Source organism: Streptomyces sp. NPDC001594 (genome assembly GCF_042893675.1).
GTDB lineage: Bacteria > Actinomycetota > Actinomycetes > Streptomycetales > Streptomycetaceae > Streptomyces.
This window is the reverse complement of the sequence record NZ_JBIAVB010000006.1, coordinates 76824-97785: the sequence shown is the minus strand read 5'-3', so window position 1 is coordinate 97785 and position 20962 is coordinate 76824. Positions and strand designations below refer to the sequence as shown.

14 protein-coding genes are annotated in these 20962 nt (G+C 72.0%); all 14 read right to left on the bottom strand.

Features of this window, described 5'->3' with window-relative positions; translation table 11 throughout:
• Positions 1-11: 11 nt before the first annotated feature.
• Positions 12-3083 (bottom strand): amino acid adenylation domain-containing protein, encoded by a 3072-nt coding sequence (locus ACFY0O_RS14310; RefSeq protein WP_388946861.1) that lies wholly within the window; start codon positions 3081-3083, stop codon positions 12-14.
• A gap of 16 nt (positions 3084-3099) precedes the next feature.
• Entirely contained in the window at positions 3100-3927 is an 828-nt protein-coding gene (locus ACFY0O_RS14305) for an OAM dimerization domain-containing protein (RefSeq protein ID WP_388946859.1), read from the bottom strand.
• Positions 3924-5585 (bottom strand): lysine 5,6-aminomutase subunit alpha, encoded by a 1662-nt coding sequence (locus ACFY0O_RS14300; RefSeq protein ID WP_388946857.1) that lies wholly within the window; start codon positions 5583-5585, stop codon positions 3924-3926. The genes ACFY0O_RS14305 and ACFY0O_RS14300 overlap by 4 nt, the downstream gene beginning before the upstream one ends.
• The gene (locus tag ACFY0O_RS14295) at positions 5585-6664 is read right to left on the bottom strand and encodes an L-erythro-3,5-diaminohexanoate dehydrogenase (protein WP_388946855.1); all 1080 of its coding nucleotides are present in this window, start codon (positions 6662-6664) and stop codon (positions 5585-5587) included. Before ACFY0O_RS14295 ends, ACFY0O_RS14300 begins: the two co-directional genes overlap by 1 nt.
• A 50-nt stretch (positions 6665-6714) precedes the next feature.
• On the bottom strand, positions 6715-7497 hold the full coding sequence (locus tag ACFY0O_RS14290) for a thioesterase II family protein (protein ID WP_388946853.1): 783 nt from the start codon (positions 7495-7497) through the stop codon (positions 6715-6717).
• 9 nt (positions 7498-7506) lie between these two features.
• On the bottom strand, positions 7507-7767 hold the full coding sequence (locus tag ACFY0O_RS14285) for a phosphopantetheine-binding protein (protein WP_388947267.1): 261 nt from the start codon (positions 7765-7767) through the stop codon (positions 7507-7509).
• Positions 7768-7772: 5 nt separating this feature from the next.
• On the bottom strand, positions 7773-9650 hold the full coding sequence (locus ACFY0O_RS14280; protein ID WP_388946851.1) for a non-ribosomal peptide synthetase: 1878 nt from the start codon (positions 9648-9650) through the stop codon (positions 7773-7775).
• The gene (locus ACFY0O_RS14275; RefSeq protein ID WP_388946849.1) at positions 9647-10381 is read right to left on the bottom strand and encodes a thioesterase II family protein; all 735 of its coding nucleotides are present in this window, start codon (positions 10379-10381) and stop codon (positions 9647-9649) included. Before ACFY0O_RS14275 ends, ACFY0O_RS14280 begins: the two co-directional genes overlap by 4 nt.
• Positions 10382-10384: 3 nt before the next feature.
• Positions 10385-11686, bottom strand: a complete 1302-nt coding sequence (locus ACFY0O_RS14270; protein WP_388946847.1) for an acetyl-CoA carboxylase biotin carboxylase subunit family protein — start codon at positions 11684-11686, stop codon at positions 10385-10387.
• A complete protein-coding gene (locus ACFY0O_RS14265; protein ID WP_388946845.1) occupies positions 11677-13071 on the bottom strand; it encodes a KamA family radical SAM protein in 1395 nt (464 codons plus the stop codon). Before ACFY0O_RS14265 ends, ACFY0O_RS14270 begins: the two co-directional genes overlap by 10 nt.
• A gap of 27 nt (positions 13072-13098) precedes the next feature.
• Entirely contained in the window at positions 13099-13812 is a 714-nt protein-coding gene (locus tag ACFY0O_RS14260) for a GNAT family N-acetyltransferase (RefSeq protein WP_388946843.1), read from the bottom strand.
• Between the two features lie 48 nt (positions 13813-13860).
• Positions 13861-15303, bottom strand: a complete 1443-nt coding sequence (locus ACFY0O_RS14255; RefSeq protein WP_388946842.1) for a hypothetical protein — start codon at positions 15301-15303, stop codon at positions 13861-13863.
• 4 nt (positions 15304-15307) lie between these two features.
• Positions 15308-19144, bottom strand: a complete 3837-nt coding sequence (locus ACFY0O_RS14250) for a beta-ketoacyl synthase N-terminal-like domain-containing protein (protein WP_388946840.1) — start codon at positions 19142-19144, stop codon at positions 15308-15310.
• 65 nt (positions 19145-19209) lie between these two features.
• Positions 19210-20475 (bottom strand): MFS transporter, encoded by a 1266-nt coding sequence (locus ACFY0O_RS14245; protein WP_388946838.1) that lies wholly within the window; start codon positions 20473-20475, stop codon positions 19210-19212.
• Positions 20476-20962 lie beyond the last annotated feature (487 nt).

The window sequence follows — 20962 nt, the reverse complement described above, 5'->3', positions numbered from 1 at the left end:
CAACAGAAATCTCAGCGGGAGACCGGAGCCGACAACTCCGCCTCAAGTGCCGCGTGCAGGGCCGCAGCCGTCCCGCCGGACACCACGGACCGGTCGGTGACGAGTGACACCGACCAGGCGCCGCCGGGCCGGGGGCGGACGTCGAGCGCCATCTGATACCCCGTGCCATCGGGCTCGGGCTGCACCGGACGCACCTTCGTACCATGCAGTGCCAGGTTCTCCACCGGCCTCAGGTGGTGCACGACAGCGACCTGGCACGGCTGCGGCAAGCTCTGCGCCGTGCTTCCGCCCGCGGCCGCGCCGGCCCGCATGGCGGTCAGCAGGGCCTCCTGGGCGCCGCGGGGGCCGGACGCGGGGCCCAGCCGTACGGGGAGGAAGCGCGCGACGGGTCCGATCGTGCGTTCCAGGCCGGGAGCGTCCCGGCCCGAAACCGGAACCGCCACCAGCAGGTCGTCCGCGCCCGTGACCGACCGCAACGCCGCCGCCGTGGCCGCGAGCAGGACGGCGGTGAAGGTGACGCCTTCCGTACGGGCGTACGTGCGCACGTGCGCCGGCACATTGACGACCCGCGCCTCGCGTCCCCCGGGTGCCCCGTGCGCTTGCGAGGACGGGGAAGGCCAGGCGATCCCGGTCAGGCCGCCCGGCGCGGCCTCCTGGAGCGCGCCGCCCCGCCATTCCTGGAACGGACGCTCTTCGGGTTCGAGCTCGGCACGGCCGCCCGCGAGACGGGCCCGGTAGCTCGAACCGAGGTCCTCCAGCAGGATGCGGACGGACCATTCGTCGACCAGGGCGCGCCGCACCGACACGGCCAGGGCCCACTCGCCGCCACCGGTGTCTTCGGCCTCGGCCACCGGAGCGAGGACGATCCGTACGGTCGGGTCCCCCGGGCCGGGTCCGGCCGCGTGCTGCCGGTCGAGAAGTTCCTCGGGAGCTCCTACGGCAGGGGCGACGGACAGCACCGCGCCCCGGCCCTGCGACAGCACGGGGTGCTGCTTCACCACGTCGTCGAGGGCGAGTCCGAGTGCCTCCTGGTCCACCACCCCCGTCACCCGGAACAGCCGGGCGGCGGAGTCGGGGTGCTCGACGGGCGGAAGGGGAGCAGGGGAAGCGGCGGCAGTCGGCGGGACGCTCAGCGGCGCCTGCTCCAGGTACTCGGCGATGCCGCCGGCGGTGCCGTTCGCCAGGATGTCCGCCGCACCGATCCGCCGTCCCGTCAGCCGGGCCAGCCGGACCGCCAGCGTCGTCGCGGAGAGCGAGGAGCCCCCCAGGTGGACGAACTCGGCGTCGGAGTCCTGCATCGGGCGGCCCAGCACCTCGCTCAGCAGCCGGATCACCAGCTCACGGGTGACGGGGGGAACCGTCACCGCCGTGCCCGCCAGCGTCTCCAGCGCCCTGGTGTCGATCTTGCCGGAGTGGCCGCGCGGCAGCGTTTCGAGGCGCCCCAGTGTCGCGGGCACACAGGCCGCCGGGAGTTTCCCGCCCAACTCGGCGCGGATCGCCGAGGAGTTCATCGCGCCGCGTCCGGTGTACCAGCCGTGCAGGGCGATCACCCGGCCCGCCGCGTCCCGTACCGGAACGACAGCCGCCTCGAGCACTCCGCCGCAGGTCCGGAGCGCGGACTCGACCTCGCCGGGTTCGATGCGTACGCCCCGGAGCTTCACCTGGCGATCGGCTCGTGCCACGTAGCTGAGCACCCCGTCCGGCGCCATCCGGACCAGGTCCCCGGTCCGGTACGCCCGGCTGCCGGGTCGTCCGGGTACGGGAACCGGAACGAATCGCCGGGCCGTCTCGCGGGAGTTGCCGAGGTAGCCGTGGCAGAGGCCGATGCCGGACACGTACAGCTCACCGGTCTCGCCCGCGCCCACGGGGGATCCGGCGGAGTCCAGCACGTGAAGGCCCGCGCCCCGAACCGGAATTCCGATCGGGATGTCCGTGGCCTCGTCAGCGACATCGGCGTCCGTCACGGTGTGGGTGGTGGTGAAGACGGTGGCTTCCACGGGCCCGTAGGCATGAATGAGCCTCGTCCGCGGGTGGAGCTCGCGGAAGCGCCGGAAGTGCGGCACGGACACCTTCTCGCCGCCGGTCATCACCTGTCGCAGTCCGGACAGGCAGCCGGGGTCGACGTCGAGGAGCATGTTGAACAAGGACGTCGTGAGGAAGAGGGTGTTGACCCCGGACTCCTCGACAGCGGCCCTCAGTTCGAGCGGCCCGAGCGGCCCGCCGTCGGGCAGGACGCAACAGCCGCCGTTCAGCAGGGCGCCGAACAGCTCCAGGGCGAAGGCGTCCCAGGGGAGGGCCGCGGCCTGCAGGGTGACGACTCCGTCGCGGTAGTCCGCGAAGTCCGGGTCCGTCAGCAGACCGGTGAGGGCGCGGTGCGGGCACACCGCTCCCTTCGGCTCACCGGTGCTGCCGGAGGTGAAGAAGACGCAGGCGGGGTCGCCGCCGTCGATCTCGACGGGGGCGGCCGGAGCGTAGGCGCCGACATCGGGCATGGCGGCGGTCAGGTCGACGGACGGGCAGGTCCACTGCGTGGGGTTCGCCTCGTCGTCCACGGCCACCGGTGACCGGCAGACCCGTACGAGCTGCTCCAGCCGGGTGACGGGCCAGTCCGCCGGCACGGCGACGTAGGCCGCGCCCAGTTTCAGCACCGCGATCAGCGCCGTCACCAGCCCCGGGGAACGGGGCAGCCGCACCGGGATGACATCGCCCCGCCGGACGCCGGCCCCGGCCAGCCGGGTGGCCAGCCGGTCCGACGCCGCGTCCAGCTCGCCGTGGCTCACGTGCCCGCCGTCCCGCCAGCGCAGGGCGGGGGCGAGCGGCGTCCGCCGCGCGACCTCCCTGAGCACGGCGGGAAGGAACCGGCCGTCGGCGGAACCGGACCCGTGACCGGGCTCGGATCCGGACGCGGACCCGCTGGGGTCCGGGTCCGGCACGACGTCGGTCCAGGTCCGCGCCACGTGGTCGAGGCACTCCTCTTCCGTGCCCCGGACGCCGGCCTCCCGCCAGCCGGACGGCAGCGGCGGGCCGTCGGCCGCGCGGACGGCGTACTGCCCGCCGGCGTTGGCCACGACGATGTAGTTCACCTGAGTCTTCTTCCTGCTACGCCGTCACGACGTGCTGCTCATCGAGGTGGCGGTCCTTGTCGCCCGTGACCGCGTGGACGAGATAACTCGCGACCTCGGCCGGAGTGGCCCCGCGCGAGAAGATCTTGTCGACGCCGAGTTCGGCGCTCATCGTCTCGTCGAAGCGGGGACCGCCCACGATCAGCAGCGGGCAGCGGCCCTCCGGGTACCCGGCCCGGAAGGCCTGCGCGAACTCGCGGGTGTTGCTCAGGTGCACATCGCGCTGGGTGACGATCTGGGAGACCAGGACCGCGTCCGCTCCCGCCTCCTTGGCCCGCGCCAGCAGCTCCGGCACGGTCACCTGGGCACCGAGGTTCAGCACCGAGATCTCCCGGTAGTACTCCAGGCCCTTCTCGCCGGCGAACCCCTTGATGTTCAGGATCGCGTCGATACCGACCGTGTGCGCGTCGGTCCCGATGCAGGCGCCCACGACGACGAGCTTGCGCCCGAGCGTCGCCTCGATCCTCTGGTTGGTCTCCTTCGTGCCCAGCAGCGGGTAGTCCCGTTCCAGGACCACCACCTCCGAGAGGTCCACGCCGTGCCGCATCCGGCCGTACACCACGAAGAAGGTGAAGTCCGGTCCCATGCCCTGGACATGGACCACCATGGCCGACTCGACGCCCATCTTCCCGGCCAGCTGCAGGGCGGCGCCCTCGGCGAGCTTCCCGGGAGGCAGGGGCAGCGAGAAGGACACCTGGACCATACCGTCCCCGGTGGTGTCCCCGTACGGGCGGACGAGCTGTTTCGGCTTGGCCCGCGGGGTGCCCCCCTGTGCGGCCTCGTCTGCTGCGGAATACATGGTCATGCCGTTCCTCCGTTCGTTCCGGCACCGGCCAGAACCTTCGTCGGTCCGCACTCCAGGAGTTCGGTGGCCGGGTTGAAATAGCCCTCGGCGTGCGCCAGGGTGCCCTCGCGGCCCTTGCCGCCCTCCGGGGGGCGGTGCATGAGCCCGAAGGTCCCCTCCGCGATCGCCGTGATCAGCGAGTCGTCGCAGATCCGTTCCAGCAGTTCCACCGCCTCGCCCAGGACGTGCCGGGCACGGCCGGCGATGAACCCGTCGGGCGCGGGGCGGAAGTCCTCGTGCAGCCCTCCGGCCGCGTCAAGTACGTAGCGCACGTTGCGCAGGGCGAGGTCCCGGTCGGAGAGCCAGGGGGTCACCACGGCCTCGGTCATCATTCCGACCAGCAGGATGGACTGCCCGGTCAGGGCACCGGCCAGGTTGAAGAAACCGTTCAGCAGGTAGCCGCGGAAGATGTCCCCCGTCATGTGGCGGGTCGGCGGCATCCACTTCAGCGGTGCGTCGGGGAAGAGGGTCTTCGCCAGCATCGCGTGGGCCAGTTCCAGCCGGAACGAGTCCTTGCGCTCCGGATCGATCTCGAAGGCGTGGCCGAGACCGATCTGCCAGTCCTCCAGGCCCGCCTCGCGGGCGAAGTGCTCGTTGAGCAGCTGGCTGACGGTCACCGTGTGCGCCGCGTCGACGGCGTCCGCGGTGGTGAGGTAGTTGTCCTCGCCCGTGTTGATGATGATGCCGGCCCGTGCGTGGATCTGCCGGGAGAAGCGCTGGTCGACGAAGGTGCGGAGCGGGTTGATGTCGCGGAAGAGGATCCCGTACATCGAGTCGTTCAGCATCATGTCCAGGCGTTCCAGCCCCGCCAGCACCGCCATCTCCGGCATGCACAGCCCGGAGGCGTAATTGGTGAGCCGGATGTAGCGCCCGACGTCCTTGGACACGTCGTCGAGGGCCGCACGCATCAGCCGGAAGTTCTCCTGCGTGGCGTAGGTCCCGGCGAATCCCTCGCGGGTCGCCCCCTCCGGGACGTAGTCCATGAGGGACTGCCCCGTCGACCGGATGACCGCGACGATGTCCGCACCGGCCCGTGCCGCCGCCTGGGCCTGGGCTATGTCCTCGTAGATGTCGCCGGTGGCCACGATGAGGTAGATCCACGGCTTCACCGCGTCGCCGAACCCCTTGGTCATCGCGGTACGCCGGCTGCGCTGCCGGTCGATCCGGTCCATTCCCGTGCCGACGAACGCCAGCGAGGAGGCCCGGGCCCGGTCGGCCGCCGCACCCTTGGGGATACGGAACTTCACCCGGCCCGCGGCGGCCTGGTCGGCGAGCTCGTTCAGGTCGGCGAAGTCGCCGGTGTTCCAGGCGTCCCAGACCGGCAGCGCCGTACCGTGTTCGAGACCGACCTGTGCCCGGACCGAGTCCAGCAGCAGGTTCGCCCGGGGGACGCCTTCCCGGTCGGCGCCGGACAGCCCGCCAAGCCGGAGCACGGCCCGCTCCACCGCTACGGTGGTGTGGGTCTTGGCCAGCTCGATCACCGGTGCTCCGGCGCGCTCCGCCAGCTTCCGGGCCCTGGCCACCAGCGCCGGATCCAGATCCAGTTTCGGGCCGGAATTCACGGAGGACAGGGCCGTCGGCCGCTCCTGGTCCAGGCTGAAGAAGTCTTCCCCGTTCATCACTTCGCGTCCACCCCCGCCTCGGCCGCGAGCCGTCCCTCGAAGAGCGTGCGCACACCGGGCTCCGACCGCAGGAGGTCGAAGGCGTACTCGGCATGACCGGCCGCGTAGCCGTTGCCGATGAGCATGGTCACGTCCGCGGCCAGGCCCTCGGCCCCCAGCGCCGCCGCGGGGAAGGAGGTCGCCATCGAGTAGAAGATGATGGTTCCGCGGTCACCCGTCACGAGGATCGCGCTTCCCTCGCAGCCCGCGACGTCCACGCAGACCGCCGTCACGTCCGCCGGCCCGCCGGCCGCCTCGCTCACCGCCGCGGCGAAGGCCACGGCGTCGCGCGCGTCCGCGACCACGACCACGTCGGCGAGCCCCGCCTCACGCAGCCGGCGGGCTTCCCGCTCGTTCGGTACGACGCCGATCAGCTGCGCGGCGCCCGCGCGCCGGGCGGCGACCAGCGACAGGGAGCCGCTCTTGCCGCTGGCGCCGATCACGACCACGCGCGGTGCGCGGCCGCGTGCGACATGGTCCGCCACCACGCGTGCGGTGAGCGCCGGCGCTCCGCAGACGTCCATCAGCGCGGTGGCCACCGGCGGCGGCACCTCATCGGGAACCACCGCGGCGACCGAACGGCCGAACAGGATGGCGTGGCCCTCGGCGGGCACCTGCTCGGACAGGCCGTCCCAGTCGCGCAGGCCGTCGGTGATGGCCAGCGGGGTGAGGGTCAGCGACACGAGGGTCGTGACGCGGTCACCGACGGCGAAGCCGAGGGCGGAGTCCGGCCCGACCTCTTCGACGACGCCCACGAGCATGCCGCCCGACCCGGTCACCGGGTTGTGCATCTTGCCCCGCTCGCGGATGATCGCGCAGACCTCGTCGCGGATGAGGCTCCCGTCGCCGTTGTGCTTGGCGGACAGCTGACGGTAGGAGGCGGCGTCGAGATTGAGCCGCTCCACCCGGATCCGGACCTCGTCCCTCCACAGCTGCGGGCGCGTGTCCAGGCGGTGCGCGGCCTGGGGAAGGACGCCGGCGGGTTCGAGGACCCGGTGGAGTCCGATCGCAGACCCCTCTTGCGCGGTCTTGGTCATGGAGTGATTCCTTGGCTCATTGTCCTGCTGCTTGGCTTGCTGTGGATACGTCACTGTGCGGATCCGAGGTCGGTGAGGATCCCGGCCACGACGTCGGCGGCGAACTCGCCGAGGTAGAAGTGGCCACCGGGATGGGTGCGGACGGAGCAGCGCGCACTCGTCAGCTCGGCCCAGCCGCCCAGGTCCGCGGCCGGCACGCGCTCGTCGTCCGAGCCGCCGAAGACGGAGAAGGGGACGGCGAGCGGCGCCTGCTCCTCGTACCGGTAGCCGTGCACCATGGCGAAGTCCGCGCGCAGGGAGGGGAGCAGCAGCTCCAGCAGCTCCGGACAGGCCGCCACCTCGTCCGGCAGGCCGCCCAGCGCGCTGACGGCGGCGACCAGTTCGTCGTCGCCGAGCGTGTGTACCGGCGCGAGCGGGGTGCGCCGGTGGGCCGCCGACGTACCCGAGAGGGCCAGCCGGAGCGGCTGCGGCGCGTGCGAACGACGCAGTTCCCGGGCCACCTCGAAGGCGAGCAGTGCCCCCATGCTGTGGCCGAACAGCACGAACGGCGTTCCCGCCGCGTCCTGGGCCACGACACCGGCCAGAGCGGCGGCCAGTCCACGCAGGTCCGTGAACGGGTCGTCCTCCAGATGGCCCGGGCGGCCGGGCAGCCGCACGCTCCGCACGTCCACCGTGCCGGGCACCAGCGCGGTCCACGGCTGGTAGGCGGCTCCGTTGCCTCCAGCGTGCGGGAAACAGTAGAGGACGAGCTCGGCGCCGGGGTTCCGGCCGAACCGCTGTACCGGCAGCCTCTGCTGGTACGCCGGTCCGGTCCGGGTGCTCACCGTCGTCATGGGTGCGGCCTACTTGTTCGCGTCGAGCCAGGAGGCGACCGCGGCCGTCAGGGCGGGCACCGTCTGGTTCTCGAAGAGCAGTCGGACCGGGACACGCTGCCCGACCACCTTGCTGATGGCACCCATGACGCGGATCGCCGCTATGGAGTTGCCGCCGATGGAGAAGAAGTGCGCGTCGTCGGCGAAGTCCTCCGTTTCGAGCACCTCCGTCCAGGCGTCCCTGACCAGGGCTGCGACGTCGGTCTCCGAGTCGTGTGCGGGCACGTGCATGGTGTTCAACGGCCTTCCGTTCGGTGCGAGGTGTGGTCCGGCACGGGCGCGGAGCCCTGCGCGGCCAGGTGTCCGGCGAGCCGGCGCGGGGTCGGGTGGACGTACAGGTCCCGGACGGACATCCGGTCCACGCCCGCGTCCCGCAGAGCCCTGGTGACCCGGGCGGCCAGCAGGGAGTTGCCGCCGATGTCGAAGAAGTGGTCGTCGGGACCGACCCGGGCGGCCAGTACCTCCCGCCATACGGCCAGTACGACGCCCTCCAGGCCGGCCGGTTCCTCCGAGGCGTCGCCCCCCTGGCCGGTTCCTTCCCCGGCGGGAGACGCGGTGCCGACGGTCGCGGGCGGCAGCGCCGACGGATCGAGCTTCCCGTTCGCCGTGAGCGGCAGGGCGTCCAGCAGGGTGAGCGTGCTCGGCACCATGTAGGAGGGCAGGGTCCCGGCCGCCGCGGCGAGGATGGAGCCCGTTTCCGCCGGGTCCGTTCCGGGCGCCGGCACCACGTAGGCGTCGAGGCGGGCGGTCGCCGCGTCCGATGCGTTGGTGAGCACCACGGCGGCCGCCAGGACCCGGGCGTCGTCCAGCAGGACGCTGCGGATCTCGCCGAGTTCGATGCGGTATCCGCGCAGCTTCACCTGGCTGTCGATCCGCCCGAGGTGCTCCAGCGTGCCGTCGGCGGCCAGCCGGCCCAGGTCCCCACTGCGGTAGAGCCGTTCCCCGGTGTCCGGGTCGGCGACGAAGCGTTCGGCCGTCAGCTCGGGGCGGTTGAGGTAGTACGAGGCGACGCCCGCCCCGCCGACGACGATCTCGCCGCTCTCGCCGGGCGGCAGCGGGCGCTGCTGCTCGTCCACGACCCGGACGGACCAGCCGGGGATGGGGCGGCCGACCGACCGCGATCCGGCCCGGGCCAGCTCCCGGGTGATGGTCTGCGCGGTGACGTGGACGGTGGTCTCGGTGATGCCGAACATGTTGACCATGCGGCATTCCGTCTCGGGGTGCAGGTCGAACCACGGCAGCAGGGAGCGGGTGTCGAGCGGCTCGCCGCCGAAGACCACCAGGCGCAGGGCGAGCCGGGCGGGCCGGCGGCACTCCACGTCCAGTACCTGGGCGAAGCTGGACGGAGTCTGGTTGAGGACGGTCACCGACTCGTCCACGAGCAGCTGCCGGAACTCGTCGGGGTTGCGCCGCGCCGACTCCGGCACGATCACCAGACGGCCGCCCGTCAGCAGACAGGCCCACATCTCCCAGACGGAGAAGTCGAACGCCGCCGAGTGGAACCAGGTCCAGACGTCGTCGGGGCCGAAGGCGTACTCGTCCGCCGTGCCGTCGAGCAGCGCGATGACGTTCCCGTGCGGCACCACGACGCCCTTGGGCTTCCCCGTGGAACCGGAGGTGTAGATCACGTAGGCCGGCTCGCCCGGGGACGGCGCCGCGGCGCTCCTCGGACCGTCGGGGGCCGCAGCGAGCAGGGCGGCGACGGTGGCCCGCGGGCTCCCGGCGTCGCGGGACGCGTCCCGTTGCTCCACGACCGTGAGGACCAGAGCGGCGTCGGACGCAATGAAGCGGAGCCGGTCGGCAGGGGTGGCCGGGTCCATCGGCACGTAGACCGCGCCGGCCTTGAGCGTGGCCAGCAGTACGGCGATGAGCTCCGTGGACCGGTCCAGGAGGATTCCCACGCGGGATCCCGGCTCCACGCCCGAGGCGCGCAGCCCGGCGCACAGCCGGTCGGACCACTTGTCGAGGTCCCGGTAGGTGACCGAGGTGCCGTCCGCGGTCAGCGCGAGGGCGTCGGGGGTCCGGCGGGCCTGCTCGGAGAACCCGCCGTGGACGAGTCCTGCGCCGAAGGTGGCCGCGGGGGCCTGGGCCGAGGGGTGGGGTGTCGTGATCACGTTCTGTTCCCAGCGGTGCTCGAGGTGGCGCGCGCCGGCAGGAGTTCCCGCTCGATGAGGGCGCTCAGCCCGGACCAGTCGTCGGTCGGATACATGTGGGTGCCGGGCAGTTCCCGAGCGACGAAGCCGCCGGACGTCACCGCGGCCCACCCCGAGGAGGAGGCGGCGGAGACGAGGGCGTCGTCGGCGCCCCGGACCGCGACGACGGGTGCCGGCAGGACGTCCGGCCAGGCGGGCGCGTACGACTCGTGCGCGGCGATGTCGGCCCGCAGCGCGGGCAACAGCAGCTCGCGCAGCTCCAGGTCGTCCAGTGCCGGGTGGTCGTAGTCGGCGATCCGTCGGACCCCGGCGATGAACTCCTCGTCGGACAGGCCCGTGAGCCTGACCGCGTTGGGTACGCCCGGGGGATGGGATCCGCTGGCGAAGAGGACGAGTTCGCCCCGGTGACCGTCGCGCAGCAGCGCCTGCGCGGTCTCGTACGCGACGACCGCGCCGAAGCAGTGGCCGAACAGCGCCGCCCTCGGGGCGTCGCCGAGCGCGGCCCGGACGGCCGGTAGGACCGCCTCGACCAGCTCGGGGATGGTCTCGGCGGGCAGTTCCGTGAAGAGGGCCTCCTTGCCGGGGAGATCGACCGGCCGGAGGTCGAGCAGTTCGGAGCGGCCCTGCGCCTGCTGGAAGAAGCTGGGGCCCGCACCGGCGGGCGGGAAGCACACCACGGGAACGGATGTCACGGGTCAGACCGTCCCTTCCGGGGCGTGGGCGTGGGTGTACCGGCTCGTCGCGTCGACCAACTCGTGGACGGCGGTCAGCGACCGGTGCAGCTCCTCGAGGGAGCCGACGGTGAACCAGACGTTCTGGACCCTGCCGAGCAGGCCCGCCCGGTAGTCGACACGGGTGCCGGGGGCCGCCCGTACGTCGACCCGCCAGACTCCCGGTATCCGCTTGAGTTCCTCGGAGTCCGCGAGCTGCTCCACCACGGTGGCCGTGGCGGGCGCGTGGATGTCGAGGAGGGCCGCGGTTCCGGTGATCCGTACCGGTACGCGATCCGCACGGCCCGCCGCGGCGTGCAGCGCCATCCGCACCACGTCCAGGTCGCTGGCCTGGCCGATCAGGGCCGGGATCTGCCCGCCCACGCGGCCGTTGACCTCGATGATGCGCGGGCCCTCCGGGGTCAGCTTCACCTCGGTGTGGCTGACCCCCGAGGAGACGCCGAGCGCGGTCAGTCCCGCCGACACCAGGGCGCAGACCTCTTCCCGCAGGTCGTCGGGCAGCTGGGTCGGGCCGACCGCGCCGGACTCACGGAACGGGGGGAGCAGCGGGAGCTTGTCGGTGACCCAGAAGTGCCAGTGGCCGTCCGTACCCAGGCTGAGCGTCTCCACCGAGACGTAGTCGCCGAGCCAGGGCACGCTGGGGTGAGAGCCGTCCCGCAGCCGCTCTTCGAGCTGCCACACGCAGTCGCCGAAGCCGGGGAAGTCGCCGAAGCGGATGGCGTCCGACGGGGTGCCCGCAGCCGCCTTCCGCAGGGCGGCGGTGAGCTCCTCGACGCTGTCGACGGGGTAGACGTTGGTGCTTCCGTTGCCGGCCACCGGCTTGAGTACGGCGGGGAACCCCACCTCGGCGGCCGCACGTCGCATGCCGGCCTCGTCGTCGAAGGTCGTGTGCCGCATGGTCTGCACACCGGCCTCGGCGAAGACCCGGCGCTGGACGTCCTTGCGGGTGACCGCGGCGGCCGTCTCCGGGGAGTGGTACGGCAGGCCCAGGCGCTCCGCGACCGCCGCGACGGTCGGGATCATCTCGTCGCTGAAGGTCAGTACACCCTCGACCCCGCGGGCCGCCAGGGCGTCGCAGAGCGCGTCCGGTGCCATGCCCGAGGCGTCGAGGTGGTCGACGATCCCTTCGAGCGCCGCCAGGTCCGAAGCCGCCCGCGACTCCACCCCGGAAGTGACCACCAGGAGGCGGTACTCGGCATCGGCGGCGTCGAGGAGCTCCGGCAGTCCTACCGCGCCCCCGAGGTTGAACAGCGCGATCAGCGGCATGAGCCGTCCTCCTCCTCGGCGGCACGGATCGCTTCCTTGCGCCACCACTCCTGGCCCTCGGCCGGGAGCGTGTCGACCGGGTCCAGGTACTCGTAGGTGCGCACCAGGGCGTCGGGGTCCTGCATTTCTATGGATGTGCGGTAGTTCTTCGTCCAGTACGAGACGCCGCGGCTCCGGTCGTATTCCGAGACCTGGTGGACCCAGCGCTTTCCGACGTACGGGACGTCGCAAACGATGCGCGGCGTGGCGAAGCCCGGCAGATATCCCATGATCTGGGTCTGCAGTTCCTGGGCCTCGGCGACGGAAACCCGCCAGTGCTCACTGAACGGGATCATGTCGCACATGTAGAAGTAGTACGGCATGATCGCCGCGTCATCGAGCAGCGCGAAACAGAGGTCGAGCAGCGATTTCGCGGAGTTGTTCACCCCGCGCATCAGCACGCCCTGGTTGCGGATGTCGCGGATCCCGGTTTCGAGCATGGCGCGGGCCGCATCGGCCACCAGGGGGGTGACGGACTGCGCCGAGTTCGCGTGGGTGTGGATCGCGAGCTGCACGTCCCGCTTCCTGGCGGTGGCCGCGATCCGCTCCATGCCGGCCCGGACCTCGTCCGACAGCCAGTACTGAGGGAGCCCGATCAGGGCCTTCGAGGCGAGGCGCACATCGCGTACGTTCTCGATCCGCAGGAGCTCGTCGACGAAGGCCTCGAGCCGGGGCCACGGCAGGTTGGCCACGTCGCCGCCGGAGACGACCACGTCGCGCACGCCCGGCTGGCTGCGGATGTAGTCGAGCATGGCGGTGAGCCGGTCCTGCGGCTTGGCCTCGAACTTCAGCTTCTCGATGACCGGCGTCGACTGCCCGACGAGGTCCATGCGGGTGCAGTGCCCGCAGTACTGCGGGCACGTGGAGACGATCTCCGCGAGCACCTTGGTGGGGTAGCGGTGCGTCAGCCCCTCCACGGCCCACATCTCCTGCTCGTGCAGCGAGTCACGGGTCGCCCGCGGGTGGGAGGGCCACTCCGTCGCACGGTCCGAGAACACCGGCAGCATGTAGCGGCGCACGGGGTCCGCGTAGAACGCCTCGGTCAGACTGCCGGGGCCGGCCGGCTCCACACCGACGGCCATGGTGTTCATCATCTGCGGCGGAATCAGCAGCGACATGGTCGCCCGCTCTTCGCGGTCGCGCTCCAGATCCGCGTAGAACGATTCGCTCACCAGGTCGCCGAGCACCTTGCGCAATTGCCGTACGTTTCGCACGCAATTGAGCCGCTGCCACTGCAGCGACGCCCATTCGGCCGGAGTTACGTCACGCCATGCGGGAAATCGGCGCCAGTCCGGCTCCACCAGTTCACGATGACTGTAGGCATAGGGTTGTTCAAGAATGGTCACGGGCTATCCGATTCGCATGGGGGAAGGTCAGCCGACTTCCTGGTCGGACTCTTCCAGGTAATGGACACCGGACAGCGTCGAGGCGTGGGAGACGCGCGACGCGGGCGCGGCCGGCTCCGCGATGCCGCCGTCCAGGCCGAAGAGCGTGCGCCCCGCCTCGAGCCCGCGGATCTCGGCGGTGATCTCACGGCGGGCTTCCCAGCGCTCGCGGTCGAGGCGGTAGCGGTCGCTGACCGACACCGTGCCGCGCACCGAGTTGATCTGGGTGCCGTCCTTGAGGAAGCCGAACTTCTCACACACCCGCTGGGAGGGGCCGTTGTCCTGCCGTACGACGACGACCGCGTAGTCCGCGCCCAGCCCCTCGAAGGCGAGGTGCAGGGCCGCCGCGCGGGCCTGGGTACCGAGCCCCATGCCATGGAACCGGTAGCCGAGCCAGGAGGTGAGGAGAACCTCGCGCGCCGTGGCGAAGTTGCGCGCCCCGAGGCTCTGGGAACCCACGACGGTGCCCTCGTGGACCACGGCGAGGTACAGCGTCCAGTCCTCGGGCGTCCAGGAACCCAGCGCACCCCAGTGACGCTGGAGGACCCGCTTGGCGACCGTGGCCTGGTCACCGTCGGTCCACTGCGAGAAGAAGGGCATGTATGCCGGGTCGTGGACGCCTTCGGCGCCCCGGTCGGCGAGGTCGTCGAGGTCGTGCTGGGACGGCCACCGGAGCTCGACCCGCGGCGTCGTGACACTCAAACCCGAGATGGGCCAATTACGCATGTGCTGGAATTCCCTTGCTGAAGATCATGTACGTGTGGTGGCCGGCAGTGCGTGCCAGCCGCCGTCGCCCCGCTCGCCGGCGGGGTCCGTCCGGCGCCCGTAGCGCCCGGCGAGCTCTTCGAGCAGCGCTGCGGCCGACGTGCCCGGCAGGAGGGCGCGGTGGACGGCCAGACCGACCAGGTTCCTGCCGTCGTCCCCCACGGCCAGCAGGCCGTGCACGAGGACCGGGTCGGTGGGGGCGAAGGCGGTCAGCTCCATCTCTCGGACGACCTCCGCGCGCGCGGCCCCGGCGTCCTGTTCGCCCCCGTCCGCCGCGACGGACGGCGTCCGGACGGACAGCCGGGCCGTCTGCGGGCCGACGACCGCCCGCCACTTGTCACCGATCCTGCGGAACGTGGTCCGCAGCGCCGGCCGGTCGGCCTGCAGTCCGGCGAAGGCCTCCTGCAGGGCAGCGGCGTCCACCGGTCCGTCCACCTCCGCCAGCGCCACCGCGGTGTGCTCGGCATTGCTGCTCCGGCGCACCAGGTCGTGGAAGACCAGACGCTGCTCGAGGGCGTTGAGCGGCCGGCCCTCCGGCTCGGTGCGCGGCGCCGTACGGGAGCTGGAATCGCGCTGGAACCGGTAGACGGGAAGGCGCAGCCGACGGCCGGGCAGCCCCGTCGTCAGGTCCGCCACCACGCCCTGGCACCACAACCGGGCCAGCAGGAACGGCAGATCGTTCTCCGTACTGACCTCGACGACCAGGGCACCGGGGTCCTCGGGGTGCTCGACGGCTTCGGAGTCGTCGTAGTCGATCTCGCCCTCGGACACCATGCGTCCCCAGTTGGCGACCCGGTGCAGCGCGTCGTCGAACCCGAGGGAGTCCATGGCCGCCTCGGCGGTGAAGCCCGCCACTCCCGCGCCGGTCGCCGCGCTCGGGGTGACGCCCCAGGACATCAGCGTGCGCGCCACCGCGAAGTCGACGGCGAGTGCCGCCGGCGCGGTCATCGCCGGATCGTCCGACCACTCGTCGTCCGACAGCTCGAACCACTTCAGGAGCGGCACGGGCAGGACGTCGTCGAGCACCTGGGCCGCACGGTCCAGCCACCGGCGGGCCTCACCGTGCGCCGCGTAGGCGCGGACCCCCCGCGCCCGGGCGCCTTCGAAACCCGCCGCGGTGAAGGAGAGGACCACCCGCGGCGGCACGGCCGTGGCGGGCCGGCCCTCGGCCACCGGCGCGGCCGTGCCCGCCGGTTCACCGCGCAGCGCCGCCACGGCCGATGCCGTATCAGCCACCACCGCGGCCCACCGCTCCGGCAGCTGCTCGCGGCCGACCGCGAGCGTGGTGGACACGTCGTGCACGCTCAGCCCGGGCTCGGCCGTCAGCCGGGCGGCGAGGCTGCCGCGTGCGGCGAGCAGTGCCTCCGGAGACCGCGCGGACAGCGCGATGATCCGATGCGCGCTGCCGAACACGTCGTTCGTCGTCATGCCGTTAGACCCCGCTCTTCGCTTCGAGGTCACTGCCTCGGAATTCCTGCAGGACGACATGGGCGTTGGTGCCGCCCACGCCGAACGAACTCACACCCGCGGTACGGGGGTGCTCCCGCTCGGGCCAGGCCCGGGTCTGCGGTGTCAGCCGGAGCCGGCCGCCGTTCGCGCTCATCTCGCCGATGGGCTCGCTCGCCGTCGGAGTGCCGGGCAGGATCCCGCTGTGCACGGCGAGCGCCGCCTTGATCAGACCCGCGACTCCGGCCGCGTGGTTGGTGTGACCGATGGACGACTTGAGCCCGCCCACGGCTACCTCCGGACCGTCCGGACCCAGGGCCTCGGACAGCGCGATCGCCTCGATCGCGTCGCCGAGCCGCGTTCCGGTGCCGTGCGGCTCCACGTAGTCGACCTGGTCCCCCGTGACGCCCGCCGCGTCCAGGGCCTTGCGGATCACCCGTGCCTGGCCCTCCACTCCGGGCGCCGAGTACCCGACGCGGGAGATGCCGTCGTTGTTCACCGCGCTGCCGCGGATGACCGCGTAGATCGGGTCGCCGTCACGGACCGCGTCGGAGAGCCTGCGCAGCAGCACCGCTCCGGCGCCGTCCCCGCCGACGGTTCCCGACGCGTGCACGTCGAACGGACGGCACACGCCGTCCTTGGAGTAGAGGTGGCCCGGGGTGAACGTGTAGCCGCCGTCCTCCGGGTTGTCGATGGACACCCCGCCGGCCAGCGCGTAGTCGCTGCTGCCGCTGCGCAGGCTCGCGCAGGCCAGGTGTACGGCCACCAGTGAGGTGGAGCACGCCGTGTCGATGAGGAGGTTCTCACCCCACAGGTTGTTCCAGTAGGCGAAGCGCGACGGCATGAAGGTGGCGCTGGTCGCGATGACGTCGTCGGCGCGGAGGGGCTGTTCGCGGGTGCCCCAGTAGGTGTTCTCGTTCGAACGGTCCGCCCCGACGAACAGGCTCGTCGACGGGCCGATGTCGGAGATCTTCAGAGCGGCGTCCTCGACCGCCGCCCAGAGGCATTCGTAGAGCACGCCGTGCTGAGGATCGGCGGTGGCCAGCTCGTCCTGCGAGAAACCGAGCATCTCCGCGTCGTAGCCGACGCCGTCGCCCATCAGGCCCCAGCGCGGGATGCGCTTCGAGCCGTTGCCGAGGTCCGGCTGCTCCGGGTCGGGGCTCGTGGTGATGAGCTGCCTGCCGGCCAGCAGGTTGCTCCAGAAGGCGTCCTTGTCCGGAGATCCGGCGAAACGGCAGCCCATCCCGATCACCGCGATGTCGTCGTCCGACTGGACGGTCCTGGCCGGCTGCTGCGGGGCCGCGGGAAGCACCGGCGTCGGCCCGCCTTCCAGCAGGGCCGCCTGCGTCCGGACCGTGGTGTGGCGGAAGAGGTCGGGTATGGCGACCGTGACCCCGGAGAGCTCACGGATGGACTGCTGGAGCCTGATCACCAGCAGCGAATTGCCACCGACGTCGAAGAAGTTGTCGTCGATGCCCTCGGGCCCGGCGGCCAGTACGGCACCCCAGGCCGCGAGGACCAGGCCGACCGCCTCGCCGTCCGCCGGACGCGGGGGCGCCAGGGCCTTCGGGGCGGCGACGGCCGCCGCTTCCTCCCGGCGCGGACGGTCCTCCCGTACCGGCTCCAGCCGTCCGGCCGGCGTCCTGCGCACCCGCGGCCCGGAGGCAGCGCGTACGCCGTCGACCACGAGCTCACCGGGCATGCCCACCGGAGCCGGGCACGCCGCACCGGCCAGGACGACCTCCGCACGGACGCCGGGGCCGGCTTCGCCGAGGGGTACGGCGGTCGCGTGCTCCTCGACGGCGTCGAGGACGGCGCAGGTCGCCACGAGGGCTCCCGGGCGCGGCACGTACCCGAACCTCAGGACGCCCGCACCGCACCAGCGCAGGGCGCGGCGCACCAGGGGCACCGAGAGCGGACCGCCGAAGACCCGCACGTGCCGGACGCTCTGCAGGACGTCGACCGCCCCGTCCACGAGGGAGTGGAACCGGTCCGTGGCCAGCACGAGTGCCGTGACGTGGTGGCGGTGCAGCGTGCGGCGCAGCCCCTCGGCGCCCGACCCGTCCTCCTCGTCGGGGACGGCCAGGCAGGCTCCCCGCGAGAGCGCTCCCCAGATCTCGTAGGCGGCGCCGTCCGAGCCCGCCGGAGCCAGGTGCGCGACGGTGTCGTCCTCGCCGAATCCCAGGAAGTCCCCCGAGACGACGCGGCCGAGGGCGTGGAGGGCGCGGCGCGCGTCCTGCGCTCCTTCGGACCCGGTCACGCCCGGCTCGGCCGCGGCGAACGCGTCGGCCAGCGCACGCACCACCGCTTCGGCGCCCGGCGCACCGGGAAGCGCCGCGGTGCCGGCCGGCGCGTCCTCCCACCGGACGGCCTCGGCCCGCGCACGGTCCACCAGCTCGCGGTAGGTCAGCTCGTACGAGCCGCGCCGCACGGCGACCGCCCCGGGCCTCCGCTCCGCCTGGGCCGTCACGAGCTCCAGCAGGCCGGGGACCGGCTGTGCGTCCGACGGAGCGTCGGCCGTGCCGGGCACCGGGCGGGCGAGGTCGTCGAGGAGCTCGCCACAGGTGCGGTCGGCGTCCTCGCACAGTCCTTCGACGACGGTCACGAGCTGGCGGAGCAGGAGCTGCGCCGTCTGCGGACCGTAGATGCGGGAGTCGTAGTCGACCCGGAGCTGGAGACGGCCGTCCTCCTCCAGCATCACGAGGGAGACCGGGTAGTGCGCCAGGTCCTCGGGGTCGTCCAGCGGCCGAGCGGTGAGGCCTCCGGCGGCGGTGAGGGTCGGGGGCTCGCCGTACGGGGTGAACACGCTGCGGGGGACGAACGCGCTGTCCCCGGCGGCGTTCTGGCGGCCGCGCAGGTGATCGACCGGTACCTCGGAGTACTCCATCGACTCCAGGACCTGGTCGCGCAGCTCCTCCAGGTGGCCGGCGACCGCCGTGTCCCGCGCGAGCCTGCTGCGGACCGGCAGTACGCGGGTGAACAGGCCGACCTCGTCATGGCTGGACTCGGCGTTGCGTCCGCTGAACGGCATGCCGATGATGCCGTCGCCGATGCCGCTCCAGCCGTGCAGCAGCAGCGTCCACGCGCCGAACACGGCGAGGGTGGGCGACAGATGGAGCTCACCGGCCCGCTCGCGCAGGCCTGCGAACGCACCGTCCGAAAGGAATGTCCCGGAGCTGCGCAGGGCCTGCGGGGCGGCTTCCTCCCGTACCCGGTCGGGCAGCGGAAGCAGCCACGCCCACTCGCCGTCCAGGAGCTCCTGCCAGTACGGGGCGCCGAACCGGTCCGCCTCGGGCGAGGAGGCCTCCTGCGGGGCCGGCGCGCCCAGGTCGGGGGCGAGGCCCTCGACGCGTGCCGAGTACGCCTCCATGAGGTGGCGCGACAGCACGTCCAGGGACCAGCGGTCCGCGACGATGTGATGCGTGACGAGGCACAGCACTGCGGTGTCGGCACGGGCGTCGGCGTACGGGAAGAGGCCGGCCCTCAGCAGGCTTCCGCCCGAGAGGTTCAGCGGCCTGGCGGCGTCGGACACGGCCAGCCGGAAGGCCTCGTCCCGGCCGGCGGCCGCGCCCCGGTCGTGCACGAGCAGTGGTACGGGTACTGCTTCCCCGCGCGTCTCGCGCAGCGCACCTCCCTCAAGGGTGAACCGGCTGTGCAGCGCGCCGTGCCGGCCCGCCACATCCGCGAGGGCGAGCCGCAGTGCCGCCACGTCCACCGGCCCCTGCAGGTCCAGGTAGACGGGAACGTTGTAGCGGGCGGACTCCGGGTCCTGCTGGACCGCGAGCCAGATGTCCAGCTGTTCCACGCTTGCCTGCGCGTCCATGTGCTGTTTCAGATCCACTTCGTTCACTCTTCGGTTCACCCCCGTCGCCGGGGGTCGAGGTCAGATCAGCCCTGCTGCGGCACGGAGGCGTCCGCCTCGGCCTGTGGCTCCGGACTCGCGTCGTTGTGGGGGCTGGTGCGCTCGTCGTAGCGGGTGAAGCGCGGAAGTACGGCGCCGAGCAGCGCCGCGGCGCCCACGCACATGAGTCCGCCCGAGACGATGGCTCCGCGCAGGCCGTAGACCGCGGCCATGCCGCCGGCCCGCGTCTGCCCGAGCGTGGGGCCGATCGAGAACGAGAGCAGTTCGATGCCGGCGAGGCGCCCGCGGTAGCTGTCGGGAATCGTCTGGTTCCAGATCGTCTGCCGGAAGAGGCCGCTGACCATGTCGGCGGCGCCCGCCACGACCAGGAAGGTCACCGCGAGGCCGATGTTCGACACCGCGCCGAAGCCGGTGATCGCCAGGCCCCAGACCGCCGCGGCCAGCAGGACCGCCAGTCCATGCCGGTGCACGTGCTTGACCCACCCGCTGGTGAGCGTCACCAGCAGGGCGCCGACCGATGTTGCTGTGTACATGAGACCGAGCGCCCACGGCGCGTCGAGGGCGTCCGCCACGAAGGGGAACAGCGAGGTCGGCATGGCCAGGAACATCGCGGCGATGTCCACCAGGTAGGTGCCGACGAGCTCCTGGCGCGAGAAGGCGTACCGGGCGCCGTCCGCGATCGACTTGAGGCTGGGGGGCTCGGCGCCCTCGGGAACGGCCGTCGGACGCAGGCGCGACAGCAGGAGGGCGGAGACGATGAAGGAAGCGACATCGAGCCCATAAGCGGCGCCCAGCCCCACCTGGGTCACCAGCAGACCGCCGATCGCGGGGCCCGCGATGGCGCCGATCTGCCAGCGAAGCCCCTGCAGGGCGTTGGCCGCCGGGATCTGGTCGCGCGGGACCAACCGGGGGGTGAGCGCGTTGAGCGCCGGCCGCTGCAGGCCGTCCAGGGCCGCCATGGCACCCGCGACCACGTAGAGCAGCCACACGACGGGGTTCTCGAGCAGGGCGTTGCCCAGCAGGGCCAGGCCGAGCACCGTCATGCCGATCTCGGTCGTGAGGATGATCCGCCTGCGGTCCATCGAGTCCGCCAGCGCACCGCCGTACAGCCCGCACAGGATCATCGGCACGAGCTCGATCACGCCGACGAGGCCCACCGCCACGTAGGAGCCGGTGAGCTCCTTGATCTGGTAGGGGATCGCCACATAGGTGGTGAAGTTTCCGAACATGGTGATGACACCGCTCGCCATCACCAGCCGGAAATCACGCTGCCGAAGCGGCGTGACGTCCATGCGGGCACGCCGAAGCACGCCCATGAAAGACGAAAAACTCATCGCTTTGAAGACCTGTACCGTCCCGCGGAGAATGTGCCGCACATGGGCGACCAGACCCCGCTACCGTCCTGCCGCCGTCAGGGAAGCCGATTCATCAACTGCGACCGCACGCATCTTTGATGCGGGCCTCAAAGGTCACGTGGTGTGTGGCCAGGCGAATCGACTAGTCCCAGCCGATGTCGTTGACGGCCGGCGCACCTGCGTGGCCCGCAGTGGAGTGGGTGCCGGCGAACGCGAACCCGAAAGAGGCGACTGCCGCACACGTCAGAGCCACGACAAACCGAATGAACATGTGCTCTGAACTCCCCGTAATTACTTCCCGCCGCGCAGTCGTAATCCACATTCGGCAGGCCATCCTTTTCACCGGGTCACTCTGCCAGTGCCCCCGAATCCACGGAAGGAGCCCTGGGTATCATCATCTATCCAGCCACAAGCTGATGGGGGA

Coding starts and splice junctions, on each gene's coding strand:
- ACFY0O_RS14300 (WP_388946857.1), bottom strand. CDS start 5,585: ATGAACGGGGAAGACTTCTTCAGCCTGGACCAGGAGCGGCCGACGGCC.
- ACFY0O_RS14270 (WP_388946847.1), bottom strand. CDS start 11,686: ATGCCGCTGATCGCGCTGTTCAACCTCGGGGGCGCGGTAGGACTGCCG.
- ACFY0O_RS14295 (WP_388946855.1), bottom strand. CDS start 6,664: ATGACCAAGACCGCGCAAGAGGGGTCTGCGATCGGACTCCACCGGGTC.
- ACFY0O_RS14285 (WP_388947267.1), bottom strand. CDS start 7,767: ATGCACGTGCCCGCACACGACTCGGAGACCGACGTCGCAGCCCTGGTC.
- ACFY0O_RS14245 (WP_388946838.1), bottom strand. CDS start 20,475: ATGGACGTCACGCCGCTTCGGCAGCGTGATTTCCGGCTGGTGATGGCG.
- ACFY0O_RS14290 (WP_388946853.1), bottom strand. CDS start 7,497: ATGACGACGGTGAGCACCCGGACCGGACCGGCGTACCAGCAGAGGCTG.
- ACFY0O_RS14255 (WP_388946842.1), bottom strand. CDS start 15,303: ATGACGACGAACGACGTGTTCGGCAGCGCGCATCGGATCATCGCGCTG.
- ACFY0O_RS14250 (WP_388946840.1), bottom strand. CDS start 19,144: ATGGACGCGCAGGCAAGCGTGGAACAGCTGGACATCTGGCTCGCGGTC.
- ACFY0O_RS14305 (WP_388946859.1), bottom strand. CDS start 3,927: ATGACCATGTATTCCGCAGCAGACGAGGCCGCACAGGGGGGCACCCCG.